Annotated in this window: 8 protein-coding genes and 1 pseudogene; all 9 read right to left on the bottom strand. The window is 37.6% G+C overall.

Translation table 11 applies throughout. From position 1 onward, the window contains the following. Positions 1–340 precede the first annotated feature (340 nt). On the bottom strand, positions 341–928 hold the full coding sequence (locus LPB88_RS21425) for a hypothetical protein (protein ID WP_230717703.1): 588 nt from the start codon (positions 926–928) through the stop codon (positions 341–343). 235 nt (positions 929–1,163) lie between these two features. Further along, entirely contained in the window at positions 1,164–3,473 is a 2,310-nt protein-coding gene (locus LPB88_RS21420; protein WP_230717702.1) for a glycoside hydrolase N-terminal domain-containing protein, read from the bottom strand. A gap of 130 nt (positions 3,474–3,603) precedes the next feature. Further along, entirely contained in the window at positions 3,604–4,941 is a 1,338-nt protein-coding gene (locus tag LPB88_RS21415; protein ID WP_230717701.1) for a family 16 glycosylhydrolase, read from the bottom strand. Positions 4,942–5,033: 92 nt separating this feature from the next. Beyond that, positions 5,034–7,847: a beta-galactosidase GalA gene (gene galA / locus LPB88_RS21410; protein WP_230717700.1), complete on the bottom strand. Its 2,814-nt coding sequence runs from the start codon at positions 7,845–7,847 to the stop codon at positions 5,034–5,036. A 244-nt stretch (positions 7,848–8,091) separates the two neighbouring features. Further along, a complete protein-coding gene (locus LPB88_RS21405; protein WP_230717699.1) occupies positions 8,092–10,221 on the bottom strand; it encodes a cellulase N-terminal Ig-like domain-containing protein in 2,130 nt (709 codons plus the stop codon). A 335-nt stretch (positions 10,222–10,556) separates the two neighbouring features. Beyond that, positions 10,557–12,215, bottom strand: coding sequence for a RagB/SusD family nutrient uptake outer membrane protein (locus LPB88_RS21400; RefSeq protein WP_230717698.1), 1,659 nt, complete (start codon positions 12,213–12,215; stop codon positions 10,557–10,559). Between the two features lie 12 nt (positions 12,216–12,227). Further along, complete coding sequence (locus LPB88_RS21395) at positions 12,228–15,242, bottom strand: TonB-dependent receptor (RefSeq protein ID WP_230717697.1); 3,015 nt, start codon at positions 15,240–15,242, stop codon at positions 12,228–12,230. Between the two features lie 40 nt (positions 15,243–15,282). Beyond that, complete coding sequence (locus LPB88_RS21390) at positions 15,283–17,562, bottom strand: FAD-dependent oxidoreductase (protein ID WP_230717696.1); 2,280 nt, start codon at positions 17,560–17,562, stop codon at positions 15,283–15,285. A 700-nt stretch (positions 17,563–18,262) separates the two neighbouring features. Then, positions 18,263–18,479, bottom strand: a pseudogene (locus tag LPB88_RS21385) (MFS transporter); the annotation flags it as partial.

The following is an 18,479-nucleotide window of genomic DNA, read 5'->3' as shown; positions in this document are numbered from 1 at the left end:
CCGGCAAGGAGTTAATTATGAAATTTGTACAACTGGTTTTTAGCTGCCTGCTGAATAAGTAATTTGACATAAAATCATTAAAAGAAGCTGCCGCAAAACTATCTTAAATCGTAATTTGAACATTAAAAAAGAAGTAAACAAAAAGTAGACGAAGAGATAATTTAGGTAGACATTTAGTAAACAAATTATTTTTAATTGAGCCAGGAACTTAAAATCGCAGCCATGCTTATTGTAAATATTGCAATGGGGAAACAACAATTATAAATGCAGTATAAAAAGGGGTTCCGGGCTTAAGGTTTGCATCCTGCAGGTCCATAATAATTAAGATAAAGTAATGCTTTTAAATGGAAAGAATAAAATCACTGAGGTTTTGCTCAGTGGTGAGCTGTAGTTTTTTACGTAAACGGTAACGTGCCGTTTTTACACTATCAGGAGAAATATTCAGGATAGAGGACATTTCTTTGATTGACATATTAAGTTTTATAAGAGCGCAAATTTTTAAGTCATTAGAATTAATTTCTGAATAGTTTTCTTTTATTCGCATGTAAAAATTTTTATTAATGCTCTCGTAGCAAAGATCAAAATCACTACATCTCTTATTTTGTTCAAAATGTTGATTCAACATTTTTAATAATTGCTGGTTGGACAAAGGGTCCTTTTCTTCAATTTTTGCTTTAATTTCGTTTAACAATTCATTTTTTTTGAGTACTTGTAGCATAATAATCCGTAGCTGGTTTTCTTTCTGCTCAATATCATTTTCAAATTTCGCCCTTTCTGTTTTTTTCTGTTTCTCTAAGGCTTCAAAGTCCTCTTCTTTTATAATCAGCATTTCTTTACCACGCTTGTTACTATTGTTTAACAAATAAGAAACCACTATTAAAATGATAAAAATCAGTACAAGGCTAATTTGTAACTTGTAATAAATCATAAATATTAATTTAAATAAGATTCAGGTAAGGTATATTATGCAAACAAAAACTGGGGAAGATTAAAGCTGCATCCTTGTAATTGGTTTATTGCTGTAAATTAATTCCGCTTTTAAAGATTAAAAAAAACTTTAAAAGCAGAATTATTCCCTCAGTCCCCTTTAAAGCTTTCCATAACAGGAAATCATTTGTCACATAAACAGGCCCTGCCATACTCATAATTAATTGGGTCCGGTCTTATTTAATCTGAGATATTAAACTTTGATCCAACTCATATTGTTGATTTTTAACGGTGTTGAACCTCACGGTTTGGCCGCTGTAGCTAACCCTGCATTCCCCACCATTTTTAGAAAAAATAGTGCCTTTTACCAGCTTGTTATTTTCCCAGGAAAGATCAACAATAAAACCACCACGGCCCACCAGGCCTTTAATACTTCCCGCTTTCCATTGTGTGGGTAATGCTGGTAGTAGAACGATTTCCCCGTTTTGACTCTGCATTAGCATCTCCGCAATTCCGGCCGTATTTCCCAAATTTCCATCAATTTGAAAAGGCGGATGATTATTAAATAAATTGGGGAGTGTACTTTCATTAAAAGTTTCCATCAGCATTTTATAGGCATGGTCCCCATCAAGTAACCTCGCCCAAAAGCAAACTTTCCAGGCTTTGCTCCAGCCTGTTCCCCCATCTCCCCTAACCGTTAAGCTCTTCTTAGCAGCCTCTGATAATTCAGGTGTAGTAGCTGGCGAAATCTGATTGCTTGGGAATAATCCATATAAATGCGATACATGCCTGTGTTGTGGTTCAGTTTCCTCATATTCCTGCATCCACTCTAATAGTTGACCTTTTGACCCCACTCGCATTGGAGCCAGCGCTGAGCGTTTCTGCGTGATATTTTCAGCAAACTCCTTGTCTACATCCAGCACCTGGGCAGCCTTGGCACTGATAGTAAATATGTCATAGACAATTTGAGTACTCATGGTAGTGCCCATATCTACTGAATAGCTTTTACCATCAGGCCCCTTAAACCTATTTTCGGGTGATGTTGAAGGCCCTGACACGAGCCAGCCGCTCTTTGGGTCCTTAATTAGAAAACTGTCATAAAATAGCGCTGCGTCTTTGATAATAGGATAATATTTTTTCAAAAATTCTTTATCATTGGTGTACAAATAATGCTCCCATAAATGCGTGCATAGCCAGGCTGCACCATCTTGAAACAACAAACTCGGACTTGCTCTAAGCTCATTGACTCCCCAAGGGGTACTTCGGGTAGACATTTCCCAGCCAGGCATACCATAACGTTCCCTGGCAGACTTTTTCCCTGCCGGGTACATACGCTCTATCTGACTGAACATCGGCTGGGTTAGCTCAGATAAATTAGTGACTTCTGCCGGCCAGTAATTCATTTCAAAATTAATATTAACAGTGAAATCAGAAAACCAGGCAGGCTTAAAGTCTTTGTTCCAGATACCCTGCAAATTCGCAGGCAGGCCACCTGGACGGGAACTGGAAATCAATAGATACCTTCCATACTGAAAAAACAAAGCGCAAAGCTCATTATCGTTGCTATCCTTAGCTTTTTTAACACGTTCGCCCATAGGAAGAGCATTATTTATAGATGAGCCAAGATCAATACTTACACGATCAAAGTAATAACGGTAATCCTTAATATGATCGGCTCGCATTTGCTTATAACTTTTTTTGGCCGCCGCGGCAATAGTTTTTTCACATTGCTCGGTGGGATCTTTACCCCAGAAATCAGTACTGGCAGTAAACAGGATTAAAACTTCATCCGCATTACTCACACTGAGCTTACCATCTACAGTAGCAATAGATCCCTTAACGGTTATAATCTTTAAGGCACTGCTAAAAGTGGAGCCGCCAAAATCATTTGTTCCCTGCATAAGCAGGCCGTCTTTCCCTTTAAAGGTGGTAGTGGCACCTTTTTCACGGCTTAATGCCAGATCAAAGCTAATTTTTTGCTTTTTATCACAAGTTAGCTTTATCACCATTACATTTTCAGGGGCGCTGATAAAACTTTCCCTTTTAAAAGTGGCATTACCTGAGGTAAATTCAACAGTACTGGTGGCATTATTCAGGTCTAAAGTCCTTCTGTAATTCTTTACCTCCCCGTCAACATCTTTAAAATTCAAATATAAATCTCCCAGGGGCTGGTAACTCCCATAACGCGGGTCATTGGGTGTGGTACAATATTTAGCCACCAGTTCTTCGGCCTTCTTATAATTCCCTTCAAATAATAACTGCCTGATCTCTTTAATCTTTTCAGGCATTTCTTTATTCTCATTGAAATGATACTCACCAGACCATACACTGGATTCATTTAGATAAAGGTGTTCCCTCTGGACCCCGCCAGAAACCATCGCACCGATAGTCCCGTTGCCTAAGGGCAAAGCCTCACCCCAATTATTGGCGGGCTGATTGTACCAGAGTGTTAAAGGGGTATTTTTAACGGACTGGCCTTTTAATAAAGCAGGTCCCCCTAGTATAATGATAAAAACCAGAAAATATAAATGTTTGAATACACGCATAAATTGATATTTTTTTTAATGAAGTAACATAAACTGATAGTTTTTTTGAATCTTATTGGTGATTCTTTTTCTAAATACACCAAACTACCGGGTGCTTCGCATATTGCTATTTTTATTTTTAAACTTCAAGCTAAAAATTAGTAAAACTTACGTTATCAACCACTAACCATTGCCCCGCATCACCGGTACATCTGATCTCAATAACCGCCTGATTATTTACAACCTTAACCATAGGAATTACAACTTTTTCCCAGTTGGCACTTTCTCTCAGGGCAATGACCTGCTCTTTATTTCCGGTTTTTACAATAATAGAGGCGTCTTTTTGTCCACCCGAGCTTTTAATCCATGCACCAAAAGTATAGTTTCCATCAGGTATAAATGCTACTGTTTGCCTTACCGAAGCTTTATACGCTTTATCTGCTTTAAAAAACAGATAACCCTTACCGGATTGGGAAGAAATACTGTCTGAGACCACAGTCACTGCATTACTATCTTTTTTTGGATCAACAATCCACGCAATAGGATAAGTATTCTTTGCCTTACCATAATCAAAACTACCATTACCAATACGGTTGACACCAGGTAAAACTTTAGCATAGTAGCGTACATAATCTACCTGCATTGCCGCGTTTTCTGCTGGTTTTTTCAAACCACCCCACGCGGCAACATCAACAGGTAAAGCAGTAAGCCATAAATTTTGAGGAGCATATACCTTCCAGATACTGTCCAAATGTTTTGTTGAAATATATTTGCCGTCACAATAAAAATTAATTCTATCGGGTAACCACTCGTAGGCCATAGTGATCCATTTTGATAAATCTCTATGGGTGCTTTCCGGTTCCGGGGCCTTGCTTTTATGGGTAGGCGTGTAAATGTGATAATTCTGGGCAAGTTTATCATTCAATGAATTATGCTCAAACCCATCAATTTCAAGCACTCTGTTCTCTTTTGGGATAACCCCTGTAGAAGTTAAATGGTCTCTTACGCCCTTACCTTCTGCTTCGTTTGTACCAGTTAGGCCCATAGACCAAAATGACTGATGTAAACCCGCCAATTCTTTACTGCCACCGTAGAGCTTTACCCTGGCCTCGTAATATCCATATCCAAAATTGTGGGCCGATACTACCCCACCACCTAAATACTGCTGTCCTTCAGCTTTGGAACCATCATAAGTAAATTTAATGAGCAGACAATCTTCCCCGCTACCGTCGGTAGCCTTTCCCTGCACTACATTCTGCGGCCAGCTCACCCCTCCCATTTTTACATTGTTGCGGTATAACCAATCTTTAGCATTGATTTTTCCGGCTTTCGAAAAATTATCTTCAAACATAAGCTGGTAGCTACCTGCCTTATCGGTATGATCAATTGAAAGGGTATCAAGAGATGTAATTGAATTATGCTGGGCATAAGTTTTATTTACTGTGGAAAATGTTAAAACACTCACCGCTAATATTGCTATATTTTTCATCAGAATATATTTTTTTGGCTTAATAAAGCCATTGGTTTAATTTTATTTTTTTGGCTGCTGTTCCCTGGCTTGCCAGCAAACTGTTCAATATTTTATTCAATAGTAACCAAGCCTCCTAAACCGGCAGGTTTCCCAAAGCTTGTTTCAATAAGTATACTCAGCTCTCTTTTTCCTTTCCCTGCGGGAAACTGCACTGAAAAATCACTCAGGTCTTCCCCGTTTTTTACCGCCAATAATTTTTTATCGAGCCAAACTTCGGCTTTGCCGGTTAAGTTTTTTAAAATTATACTGCCCCCGTTATTCTGCTGGGCAAGATATGGCGTAAAACTGGCACGGAAAACCGCAAAATTTCCATTTGGAAAAACGCGTGGATTCCCCGCGCCGACCGGTTGCCAGCTGTTCATGTCATTGGAGGCAAGTACCATGTTTGGATCCGGCTTAACGGCACTTATTGGCGATAGAAGCCACTTGTCCAATACCATAGAGGGTTTCTCCACTGCAACAGACGGTATGTTTTTCACAGGTTCAATGTCTATTTTAACTATACCTGATTTTAAGCCCTTAGAGTTGGCCTTTAATAGTAATTCACCATTTCCTGCGGCTTTGCTCTGCAAAATAACCTGGGCAAGACCATTGAATAAACTCCTTTTGTTGCCCTTTTCCATTTCATGTGAATTAGGGTCGCCGTTCCCTAGTCCGATAATAGTACCCTCACCCTGCACTTCAAATTCTATAGGCAGATTTGCCGTTTGTACCGGCCGTCCTTTATGGTCTAAAACTTCAACTTTTACAGGAACAGCGTCCCAGCCGTCTCCCTTTATCTTACTGCGATCCGCAGTTAATTTGATCTGCACGGGCTGCCCAGTAGTCTCTACACTAAAATGGGAAACTTCCTTTCCCTTTACATACCCTATAGCTTCTAATTTTCCGGGCTTATAAGGGACTTCCCAACTGTTCATTTCATATTTATCTACCTCTTGCTCCCCAATTACTTTACCGTTCAGGATCAGTTTTACTTTTTCAGCATTACTCATGGCCATAACTTTAACAGGAGTTCCCTCTTTTACTTCCCAATTCCAATGCGGCACCAAATGAAGTATCGGTTTATCCTTAATCCACTGCGCCTGATGGATATAATAAGCAGCTTTTGGAAAACCACATAAGTCCATAATACCAAAACTGGAGCCTGTTGTAGGCCAGTCATAAGGGGTGGGCTCGCCATGATAATCAAAACCGGTCCAGATAAAACATCCTGCCATAAAAGGCCTCTCGGCTATGACCCTCCAGGCTCTTCGGTGTGTAGATCCCCAGACTGGCTTTTGGGTGTCATAAGAATCTAAAGTATGCTTTGCGGCGTCTGTGATGTAACTGCCCCTTACCATAAGGGCAGAAGCATCTTCTGAACTGGTAAGCATCATTTTGGGATTCTCCTTGTGAAAGCGATCGTAATTATTGGTCTGATAATTAAAACCCACCACATCAACGGCCTGTGAGATATTAACAGGTTCAAAAAGTCCTCCATTCATCGCCGCAGTTACAGGTCGTGTGCTGTCTAATCTCTTTACTTCGGCGCTCATCCGGCGTCCCATTTTATAACCTATTTCTGTTCCCTGCATGGGCTCCTCATTAAAAATAGACCACAAAATGATACTGGGATGGTTCCTGTCACGACGTACCATCCAGGTCAGTTGCCCCATGTACTCAGGTGAAGAATTGAAATTTCTATTTTCATCCATCACCAAAATACCCATCCTGTCACAGGCATCTAAAAACTCCGCTGAGGGCGGATTATGGGCACAGCGATAAGCATTTGCTCCCATTTCTTTAAGCTTCCTTAAACGGAACTCCCATAATGAATTAGGAACAGCAACTCCTACACCGGCATGATCCTGATGATTGCATACCCCTTGGAGCTTAACAGGCTTTTCATTAAGGTAAAAACCGGAATCTGCATCAAAACGTATAGTTCTAAATCCACAAGAAGTGGACAAAGTATCAGTTACATGCCCGTTTTGCTCCACCAGTGTCTGCACACGATACAATGTTGGCTGCTCCACGGACCATAATTTAGGATTGCTGGTCTTAAGGTTCAGATGAACTATAGTTTTATCTAGCGAAGCCGCATTGATGACTCTCTGCTCACTTACTATCTTATTTCCATGTGGGTCAAAAAGAGTTGAAATAACACGCGCATCAGAACGCAACTCACCACTATTAGCAAGTGTTACCTCCACAGGTATTTCCCATTCTACCGCTGTTTTTTTAACAGGATGGGCAAATACACCATCAGTGGCAATATGCAATGGAGAGCGTTTGACAAGCCAGGTGTGACGGTAAATTCCTGCGCCCTCGTACCACCAGCCTTCCTGATCAATAGCATCCACCCTGATTGCAATGTTATTCAAGGCATCTCCATACTTGGCCATATCCGATATATCAATATAAAAGGAAGAATATCCGGACCAGTTGCGGTGTACCACAATCCCATTAAACCAGACTGTACAATGAGTTGCTATGCCGTCAAACTGAAGTTCAAGGTTTTTACCCTTGTCTTTCGGGTCTATTTTAAAACTGCGACGGTACCATCCGATCCCACGTTTTCGATAGCCCTGAGCAAGATTGGCTATCGAATCAAACGAGCCTTCTACTGCCCAGTCGTGAGGCAGGTTAAGAGTCCTCCAATCGGTATCATCATAATCTGTTGCCGCGGCACCTCCCGCCTTTCCTGCTTTGGCATTTGAATAGCTTTTCTGATGGCCTTTAACCTCCGGAAAAGGTATGTCTCCCAAATGAAACCTCCATCCGTTATCCAGGGAAAGTTTTTCCCGATAATTTGAAGAAGGATCTAACTGCCCGAAGGCCGATAAACTCAATAAGGAAAAAAAAATGCCTGTAATGAATTTCATAGTTATAATTTTAACTCCTAAACTGTTCTGTATAACCATAATTTTTCTTAATTAATCAATTTATTTGCTGATAACCTTTACTGGGAAGCCTTAACTTTAAAAATATTGTTTTATGTTTAGAAAACTTCCCTTGGGTACCTATATGTTTTGCCTATTTTTGAAACTACCTCATCATCTTTGATCTTGTACAACCAAATTCATTTTTACAACTAATTACTAGTTGAGCAAAAACGTATTGGCTACTTTATGGATCTATTTTAGATAAAACAGAGGGATCTGATACATTTTCGAAAAAATTTAAATAAGCAATACTCAAATTCCAACACGAATTATAGGCTGTCCAGCCTTCCCCATGTCTGGGGCGCCCCACTGGATTAAAAGGATACATTTCCGAGCCCGGCAAGGAACTTAATGAACCGCGGGTGAGTTCAAGCCTCGCGCAAACATCTGTTCTTTTATCTGGAAAAGGCCATGCACTATCAAGTCCCTTGAACCCTAAATGGGGATGGTTTGCAGCACTTGAGTTTTGTGGGTTTCTCCCCATAAAATTATCATAATGAGCATACGCTAATTCAACTAATCTGTCCTTGAGCTCCCCATTGTCTAAGACCATCGCCACAGATAAAGCACATGCAGGAAATCCGATAACATTACCGGCTTCATTGTAACCAGGAAGGGTCCAGGTACTCTGGTCAAATTTTCTAAAGTCCCACATATTATCAGAAAGTAACACTGCCTGCTGGGCCCAATCCACTAATTTTTGTTTTAATCCCTCTGGAGCCAATTCCGGATAATGATATAAAAAGTGTGCTAAACCGTTTATGGTTTTATGCTCACTCATGCGCTGGCCTTTTGTAAAAGCAGGGTTACTCCAATCAGCATTTTTAATCATCCACTGGGTTTGTACCTGAGCGGCTTTTAAATAATAATCCGCATTGGCTAAATTTTCTCTCTTAGCTACTTCATACATCATCAAATTTGGCATAATAGAATGCCCCGGCGCATGACGTCCTTTTGGATCACCTACTTCTGTAATCACATTAAACAGACCTGATTCATACCACCATTTTACAGTCGAATCTAAAACAATTTTATAAAATTCTTCTCCAATATATTTTTTGTATGCAGGATACCCATATAAAAAATAAGCAAACTGTTCAATTGTTTGACTATGCAATTCTTTACCTAAAGGATCACCTGAGGGATCCTCACTTACAGGATTAATTAAATTCCATCCTATCCCATATCGAATACACTGAATAATATCAGGAGTACTAGCGTTTTTTAATGGTGGCAACTTTGAATAATATCCTATTACTTTTTCCATAGGATTATCATCTTTATAAGCAGAAATATAGGTAAAGTCCTTGGAAAGTGCCTTTTCTTTTTCAGCTTTCCAATTCATCGTAACGGGCATCTTATCAAAAAAAACAGGGTTGGAAAGATACATAAGAATCATTGAAGGGACTTCATCAGTATAATAAGTCCCATCTCTCCACGGGGTCCCTCCATATGCCGAAGGATGACTCCCCATAATACTTCTGGAATCATTAAAAAAGTCAACAGCCGGTTGATAAGACATATTTTGAAGTAAATGTCTTCCTATGGCAAACGCATAAGATTTTGCCTTGCCTAAACCATCACCCCCTAATTCGATATAGTATTCTTTCTTAGTGGATTCTTTGGGGTTAAAATCTGAAAAATCTCCTGTCTTATTATTTACTATTCCTTGGTAAACAAGTTTGCCTGATTTAGTTTCATAGATAGAAAATAATAAATTTGTTTTGGCAGTTGGTACGGTGAATCTTTTTGGTGCACCTAAATTATAGCCCATTTGGTTCACACAAATCCAATGCTTGCTTGCAAGAAAAGGTTTTGAGATCTCTTTTTTAATCTGATAAGGCATTTTAGGAACATCAGTCCCCCAAACCTGCCATTCAAGTAATCCAAAAGTACTTTCGTTAGAAGTAACGATACGGATAGCACTCATAGATATAGGATAATTAAAAACAATGCTTTTTTCACTGCTGAAATTATCTTTTATAACTGCCTCGGGAATATCGAACCATTCTGTACCGCTTTTATATTGAATTTGAAAATTACGAATCGGCAAGATTCCTTTATCATCCATATAAAGATGTACCCCTCCTATTTTAAATTCAGCTGTTAAATTTAACTCAATAACATATGGCTTACCCTTAGGGTTAAACATCAAAGAACCTGTCGAAAGATTACCATCAACCAAAAGCGCTAGATCTTTATTATTTTTAGTTGTAGTTTCAATAGATTTTCCTTCAGCATAATTCACATAAGTTTGAGCATTAAAACTAATGCTGGAAAATAAAAAACTTATTACGATTATTATTTTTTTCATTTCATTTATTATGGTTTTCTGTGTATTTTGTTTCAGATACTTTCTCTGGCTGCCCTTATTTTTAAAAGGCCGCTGCACATCATCCATTCAACCTTTACTTGTGGGCTTACCCTCCAAATTCTTCAAGCATAACACAGAGTATCGTGTATGCTTTTTTGTCAAATTCTTTACAGCTGTATTGCCCTAAGATTGCGGCGCTGCACCAAAATCATAGTGGACTTAAAAAAGTAATCCAATGTTAAAAATAAACTCATCTCTTTTAATTTAAAAGCGCTCTAAGTAGTTGTAAGACCTGTTCCTTATAAGGAACAGGTCTTTTAGTACCTAAATTTAAACTAGTATTTAGGGTTCTGCTTTAATGTATTATTAATAGTAAATTCTCCATATGGTATTGCCCATAAATAGTGCTTTTCAGGGTCAAAAAAGGTAGTATATATGACATTCAAATTAGATGCAAATGCAGAGTAATTTGGGATATCATTTGCATCAAATGTTGGAGTCCCCCCAATAGGCCATCCCGCAGTTTCAGTTTTCGGATAACCGTATAAACTTTTATTAAAGACTTCATTTGCAATTCCCCAACGCAGAATATCACGATAACGTAAGCCTTCAAAACAAAATTCAACACGTCTTTCTCTTCTAAGATATCGTCTTAATTCAGATTGATTAGTGGTGGTAAGTGCAGGGTAACCTGACGTATTACCTATAGCTACACCATATGCTCTGGCCCTAACTGCGTTGATTGCGTCTAAAACTGTTTGATCTATTTCATTTAATTCTATTTTTGCCTCTGCGTAGGTTAATAATACCTCTGCATAGCGAATAAGAACATAATCAAGGTCCTGACTTTTCCAATTAATGGCAGGGTCATTTGGAATTCCTTTCTTTTTTAATAAACCCGTATAACTTGGAAAAGTATTAACCGATGGACTATCCTGATTACTGATTAATTTATTATCTGACAATCTTATGGTTTGTGTCGCACTTGGTCTGCTGTTATAAACGTACCCTAGCCATGGATCTCCTGGAACTACCAGTGAAGCCCTTAATCGGGGATCCCTGTTATCAAATGGTTTTGCTACATTATATAAAGGGGATTTGTCAATTGTCAATCCATCAGTGCACTCAAAACTATCCACCAAAGAGATCATTGGAATATTTGATGCGTACCCACCCGTCAATCTTGAAATATCATATTGAATATTATACGTCACAGCAAATGTTAACGAACGCGGTAGACTAAATACAATCTCTTTACTGGTTTGCCCCGCTGCTAAAAATAAATCCCTGTACGATGGATATAGTGCGTATTTTTTGGCATCCATAATTTGTTTTGCTGCAGCAGCAGCTTCTGCATAACGTTTTGTATAAAGTGCAATTCTTGCCTTTAGTGCTAAGGCAGCTCCTTTAGTGATTCGTTGTACACCAGAATAGGACTCAGGTAATAAACCAATAGCATCATCTAAATCTTTAAATACAAAATCAAGGACCTCAGCCTGTGGAGATTGAACAACATTCAAAGCTTCATCAGTAGAAATTGTCTTGGTTATAAGGGGTACATCTTTAAACCTAATAGCAAGCAAGGCATAGTTATATGCCCTTGTAAACTTTGCTTCTCCCTCAATACGATTCCTAACACCTGCTTTATAATCCTTTGGGTTATCTATGTTCTCTAATATTACATTAGCTCTGTTTACTGCAGTATATGAATTTGACCAACCATTAGAAAAGTCAAAGGTTTGTGAGGTGTTGGTACCTGCTAAAAAAGTATTTCCATTTAGTGAACGGTTCCATTCGTTATCTCCCCATCGCTCATTATCCTTTTCAAAAAATATTGATGTATACAATCTGTTTACGGCAGTTTCCATTTCCAATTGATTCGAGAAAAAAGTCTTTGAACTAGGGTTATCTAAAGGAAAACGATCTAAATTATCACAAGAAACTACTGCCAGAATTACAACTAGAACAACTAGTTTATTTATATATTTTTTCATTTTAAGTCTGTTTTAAAATTTAACATCTAATCCTAATAAATAAGTACTGGTAATTGGTGATTCAACTTCCTTAATCTCAGGATCAAAGCCTTTTGGGAATTTTGTTGAAAGAAATACATCGGTGCCTGTTGCATAAAGCCTAATACTGGACAACCCAATATTTTTGATCACCTCTTTAGGTAGCGTATAACCTATGGTTATATTTGAAATTCTAAAATAGCTAGCTGTCCTTAACCAATAATCTGATAATCTGTAATTGGCACTTGCATTCTGATCTGTTAAGCGGGGATATTTTGCATTAGGATTATCAGGGGTCCATGTATTTCCAACTACATCTATTGGAACATTACCTGTGCTAGCTAAAAAAGGCCTCACCATAAAACTTGTATAATAACGTGTTTGTTTTCCAACACCTTGAAATGAAGCATTAAAATCAAAATTTTTATAATCAATACCAATAGTTCCTCCGTAAACGTAATGCGGGGTAGAACTTTTCAAAGGTACCTTATCATCTCCCGTTATTTTCCCATCAGGAACTCCCATGGGACCACTTATGTCCTCATAGCGCATATCACCGGGTTTTTCCGTTCCGCTAACTAGTGCAACTTTATTATCTAAATCTTGCTGACTTAAAAATCCTAAAGATTTATATCCATAATACACTTCAAATTCCTGACCTTCAAGTAATGCTTTATCACCTAAATCTTTTGTTCCTTTTAAATCCACTACATCGGTTTTACTATCAGACACATTAGCTTCTATATGATATTTGAGTTCACCTACTTTATCTCTCCAGCTTAATCCTAAATCCCATCCGTATGTCTCTATTTCTGCAACATTCTGTGGTGATGCATTTAAACCTATGTAAGAAAGAATTGGAATAGACCTCAATAAATCATGTGTGTTTTTCTTATAACCTTCGGCAGTAATGCCTAATCTGTCTCGAAATAATTTTAAATCAAGACCTAAATTATAGGACTCCGTTGTTTCCCATGATAAGTCTTCCATATTTAAAGTCCTGATATCACCTGTTGTTAAAGTCTTAATCACTCCATTATCATAGAACAAGTTGTTACCTAAAGTAACTGATGAAATATAAGGATAACTATTATTACTTATTTTTTGATTTCCTAACTTACCCCAGGATCCCCTAATTTTTAAATAAGTATCCCCTAAAATCTTTTTAGCAAAGGGCTCTTCAGATACTGTCCATCCACCGGCAACTGATGGAAAAAATCCCCAACGATAATCAGCGGCAAAACGAGATGATCCATCATAACGTCCATTAATTTGAAGATGATATTTATCTTTAAAATTATAAGCTATCCTTCCAAAATAAGATCTAAGAGCCGTTTCGGAGGCATAACCCTTTGTAGTTTGAATTGCTTGTGAACCTGAATCTATTAAAGTATAGTCAGGAAATAAATAGCCATCTCTTCCTAGCGTTAATCCTTCTGTTTTATTTCTGTTATCTTCAAAACCAGCTAAAAATTCAAATTTATTCTCTTTAAATTTAAAATCATAATTTGCAGTTGCCTGGATATTTAGCGTCTCACTGTTATTACTCTCTTCTCTAAGTGTATTTACAGTTTGTGCTGAAGTAGCAATAACCTGAGTAGGATCTAAAACATCGGTATATTGAACAATTTTTGTAAAATTTGTCTCTCTGTCAAAACCAATAGTTGGAGCTACAATTGCTCTTAATTTCAATCTTTTTATAGGTTCAAATTCAAGTCCCATTCTAGCCCCCAAAACATTAAACGTCCCGTCTACATTTCCTCCTTCAATTGCTGTTGCCACTGGATTTTCGCCACTTCTTCCCGGGGCATAACGACCATCCTGATAATAGTCATCCCATATAGGCGCTATTCTGTATACACCATAAATATCATCAGTTGCTTGCGCAGGACTTCTTTTAATTGATCTTTTATAATTAATATCAAAAATTCCTGATACTTTTTCTGTAAAGGCATAATTGTTATTTAATCTTAAATTTAATCTTTTGTAATTGTTATTGGGTGTGAGTGATGCTTGCTCAATCCAATTAATAGATGCGTTTGATTTGAGTTTCTCTGATCCGATTGACATCGACAAACTGTGCCTTGTTTGTAATGCACTAGTTTTGAAAAAAGTCTTATTCCAATTTGTATTGGGATAGGCATCAGGATTCAAGGCGTTGTTTTTGTAATAATTATCAATATAATCCTGTGTATAGGTAGGGGTCTGCCCGTCGTTAATTCTCATTTGATTATTGTAGGCCATATAGGTTGTCGCATCAGCAAATTCGGGCAGCTTCCCTAGTATTTGAAACCCCGAATCTACACTATAGGATAAAGTTGCCTTACCATCCTTAGCTCGTTTGGTCGTGATCAATATTACTCCCGCTGCAGCTCTGGATCCATAGATAGCCGCCGCGGCCGCATCTTTCAAAACAGACATACTTTGAATATCGTCAGCATTAACATCATCAATTCCACCTGGTACTCCATCTATCAATACCAAAGGAGAAGAATCACCCAAGGACGTAACTCCTCTAATTAAGATGGTTGCTGATGAACCAGGCCTGCCAGAGCTCCTTGAAACAAAAACACCTGGTATTGCCCCTTGTAAAGCAGTTGAGACTTGCACTGTTTTTTTAGCTTCTATCGCAGCCCCGTCCAACACCGACACAGAACCTGTTATATCCTTTACCTTCTGGGTACCGTAACCCACCACTACAACTTCATTCAATTTTGAAACGTCGTCCTTAAGTATTGCACTTATTTTAGAATTTGCTGTAACATTAAATTCTTGTGTAACAAATCCAATAGACGAAATTTGAATAATTTTTTCTCCTTGTCCTAAATTGATAGAAAAATTTCCATCAAAATCCGTTGACGTACCTTTCTTTGTGCCTTTAACTAAAACACTAGCCCCTACAATAGGCAATTTATTCTGATCCAAAACAACTCCTGAAACAGAAGATTGTTGCGAGAATCCAATTTGGCAAATAAATAGTGCCAAAAACAGTAACTTAAGTTTATTCATTTTTATTTGGTTGAGTTAGTTAGTAATTAAATCTTTTGCATTAAAATATTTGAATTTCAAAGAGTGCTACCGGAGTAGTCTCTGAGAGAGGTTCTATTTCTATAATTAAACCATAAGTTGAGATTGGTAAATCAAACTTATGAGTAACTATAGTCTGATAATTATTTGAAAGGGTATATAAAACATTTCCATGCATATCAAAGACTTTAATATTTCTTGCACAAAACGGAATTACATCTTCCGGATGCCCCATAAGAGAAGACTCCATGGGATGATCATAATCCGTATCAAAAAACAATTTTATCTCACTGATGGTCTGCACCGAATCCCAACTAAGTGAAAGTAAAGGATTTTGATCTGAGAAATCGGCAACCCATGCATTGGGTTTTAAATAAGGCCTGACAAAACCATTTACTACATTTTCTTTTGAAAAAGCCTTTAAAGCAGGCTCGATAGAAAATGCTAAATTTTCTCCATTAGGACGCCTCATTGGTATCCAGAATTCAAAGGCATCTAAACCGGAATTACTTGGAGGATCTTGTTTTCCATTATTATTAACCGCCTTATTTTTACCATTAAATAAAGAAAGTATCCCTGTTAATCGATCTGCCGATGTTCTATAATAAACGTTTGCATTTTTTAGAAAAGTGATAAAAGCATATTGATCTTTTTCCAGTACAGTGTCAAAATCAAACGATACTTCCTGATCCCCTGCTGAGAGTTTTATATCTTTACTCTCTAATATGGTATCCGGTGAATAGTAACCTGTACGCTCGGATGTTCTTAGCTGAACAGTGATAGTTGTATCCTCTATTGCTGAAAAGTCAAACTTAAAATTATATCTTTTGTTCGATTCTAAAGGTAATAGCTGAGCTACACTAATATCTAAATTTCTCCATTCTCTCTTTGGTCTCAAAGAATCTAAAACCAATTCACTGGAAACTTCTATTTGTGCTTTACTCGCTAAATTCTGTTCTTGATTTATTGGGATTTCAGGTATGCTCTGACCATTTAAACTTAAAGTTTGCTGGAGCAGTTTTATTTGATCGCCCTCAATTAAATCAGCTGGTAATATATTATTTTTAATACACTGCGCTGCCCCAAGGCCAACTGCCTGAGCCCCCAGTGCACAAGTAGCCATAACTCTTGTAGAACCAAAAGCTACATGTGTTGCACTTATGATCCTTCCTGCCAAAAATAAATTTGTAATGTTTTTACTTATCATCGAGCGCATTGGAATCTGATACACGCCTTTTGAATGATATTGTGTACAACCCGGCTGAGAATCATAAACACCATCAGCAGGATGTAAATCAACCGCCCATCCTCCAAACGAAACAGCATCTTCAAACAACCTTTGTTCCACTATATCTTGTTGCTTTATCATATACAATCCTTCAAAACGCCTGCTTTCACGTTTACCAGGAATTGTCCCTACCCACTCCAGGGTTAAGTTTTCAGCATCAGGAAATTCACCCGAGTTTTTAATATAATCCCAAACCCCATATACTACTTTCCATAATTCGAGTTTTATATCTTCCGATTCATGTATGGTATCTTTTCTGCCACCATATTCTAACCACCATAATCTGCAACCGTAATCTTTATCACTAATATCCTTATAACGCGGAATATCTGTTATATCCTTCAAAGCAAATTCTGGAGCCACATATTTTACCGGAACACCCACATTTTTGCTGTAAAAATAAATAGTATGCCCCAATAATTCTCCATAAGAGATATCCGGCGCAAATTTCTCACCAAATTCCGCTTCACTTTCTGCTCCCATTCTAAAAGCAGCACCTGCCTGAAATCCAACAATTCCATCCCCGGAAGCGTCACAAAAGAGGCCAGCATTTAAGATGTAAGTTGTTGAATTTTGACTGCAAAAACCAATGACCTGACTAATTGTGGCCGCATTTGATTTCTTAACCTCATATACAGAAGTATTCAATAAAAGAGTAATATTCTTTTCATTAATCACTTTTTCCAGCAATATGGTATCAAAAATCAAAGTATTCCCTTCCTTATTTCGATACAGGTTCTCCACCAAAATCTCGTCAATTATTCCACCTTCCCGAGCCCATCTATTATTATTGCCCATGTGGGACGTAGCTCCCAGGGTCCATAATCGCACTTCACTCGATGCGTTGCCTCCCAGTACAGGCCTATCCTGGACTAATGTCACCGAAATTCCATCGCGGGCAGCAGCTATGGCACAACATACACCTGCCAATCCACCACCTACAACAACCAGATCTGATTTAGTACTGATGGTTTTATTCCTTCTTGAAACTTCACTAAAATCTTCTTTTAACATGTAATTTATTTTTTGAATTCTTTTAGATTCTCCCAAATTTATTAAGAGCAATCTCCTTTGTTTACTAACTATTTAAAGCCCTGCTCCCAAAACCAATCCTGCGTAAAACTAGTGTAACAGTACAATTGAAAAACCTTAGATATATAGCTTATCAAAATTTAATCTAGCACAAACTGGTTTGGTTTGGTCTGGTTGGTAAATATATGACATTTTTTATAATAACAAACAAAATCCATATATATATTTTTCAATAACAAAAAAATAGATCTCATTATCTGATAATTCAATATCTAATAAAACAGAAAGAAAAATACAGAGAATTAAATATTAGCAGCAGACGGATTCAATGAAAACAAAAAAATCCTTACATTGATTTACACAAAGAATAAGGATTTTTTTATTTTCATTATACCTTTCCATGATAGTCTCTGTAACCCAACTACAATTTTTTAAAGTTGGTTAGAGTATCAAGTTCATTGGAATTTATTAAGGAAGTAATCTTTAACATTATAAATTGTAAAATTCTCGCGATACACTAACAACAAAATTGCAGAACCCATTGGTAGTCGAAACTTGTCGTCATCAATGAGAACCGCAATTTTGCTAATTGTAAAAAAAAAATAATGATATAAAAAAAAACTTCTTTCGTATTGCTTAATATTAAAAAAAGAAAAACTTTTTATTACAAGTTTATTTGGAACTATTTTTTTAAAGTGGCCCGACCATAATTGGCCACTACAGCCAAACAAATTAAAGGCAAAATAAATGAAAAATTCACCTCAGGAATGAATCCTAAAAGGTGAACATCTGAAAATCCCGGGCCGCCCCAATCCAGGATACTGCCTTGTAAAACAGGCATTAATGCACCGCCAACAATAGCCATGACCAATCCTGCAGAACCAATTTTGGCTTCGTCT

This window comes from Flavobacterium sp. JAS, from assembly GCF_020991455.1.
In the GTDB taxonomy this organism is placed as follows: domain Bacteria; phylum Bacteroidota; class Bacteroidia; order Flavobacteriales; family Flavobacteriaceae; genus Flavobacterium.
The sequence above is the reverse complement of the archived record's forward strand: the minus strand, read 5'-3'. Positions and strand labels throughout refer to the sequence as shown.

Excerpts from the sequence above, each read along its gene's own strand:
- LPB88_RS21425 (WP_230717703.1), bottom strand. The coding sequence starts at position 928 with ATGATTTATTACAAGTTACAAATTAGCCTTGTACTGATTTTTATCATT.
- LPB88_RS21420 (WP_230717702.1), bottom strand. The coding sequence starts at position 3,473 with ATGCGTGTATTCAAACATTTATATTTTCTGGTTTTTATCATTATACTA.
- LPB88_RS21415 (WP_230717701.1), bottom strand. The coding sequence starts at position 4,941 with ATGAAAAATATAGCAATATTAGCGGTGAGTGTTTTAACATTTTCCACA.
- galA (WP_230717700.1), bottom strand. The coding sequence starts at position 7,847 with ATGAAATTCATTACAGGCATTTTTTTTTCCTTATTGAGTTTATCGGCC.
- LPB88_RS21405 (WP_230717699.1), bottom strand. The coding sequence starts at position 10,221 with ATGAAAAAAATAATAATCGTAATAAGTTTTTTATTTTCCAGCATTAGT.
- LPB88_RS21400 (WP_230717698.1), bottom strand. The coding sequence starts at position 12,215 with ATGAAAAAATATATAAATAAACTAGTTGTTCTAGTTGTAATTCTGGCA.
- LPB88_RS21395 (WP_230717697.1), bottom strand. The coding sequence starts at position 15,242 with ATGAATAAACTTAAGTTACTGTTTTTGGCACTATTTATTTGCCAAATT.
- LPB88_RS21390 (WP_230717696.1), bottom strand. The coding sequence starts at position 17,562 with ATGTTAAAAGAAGATTTTAGTGAAGTTTCAAGAAGGAATAAAACCATC.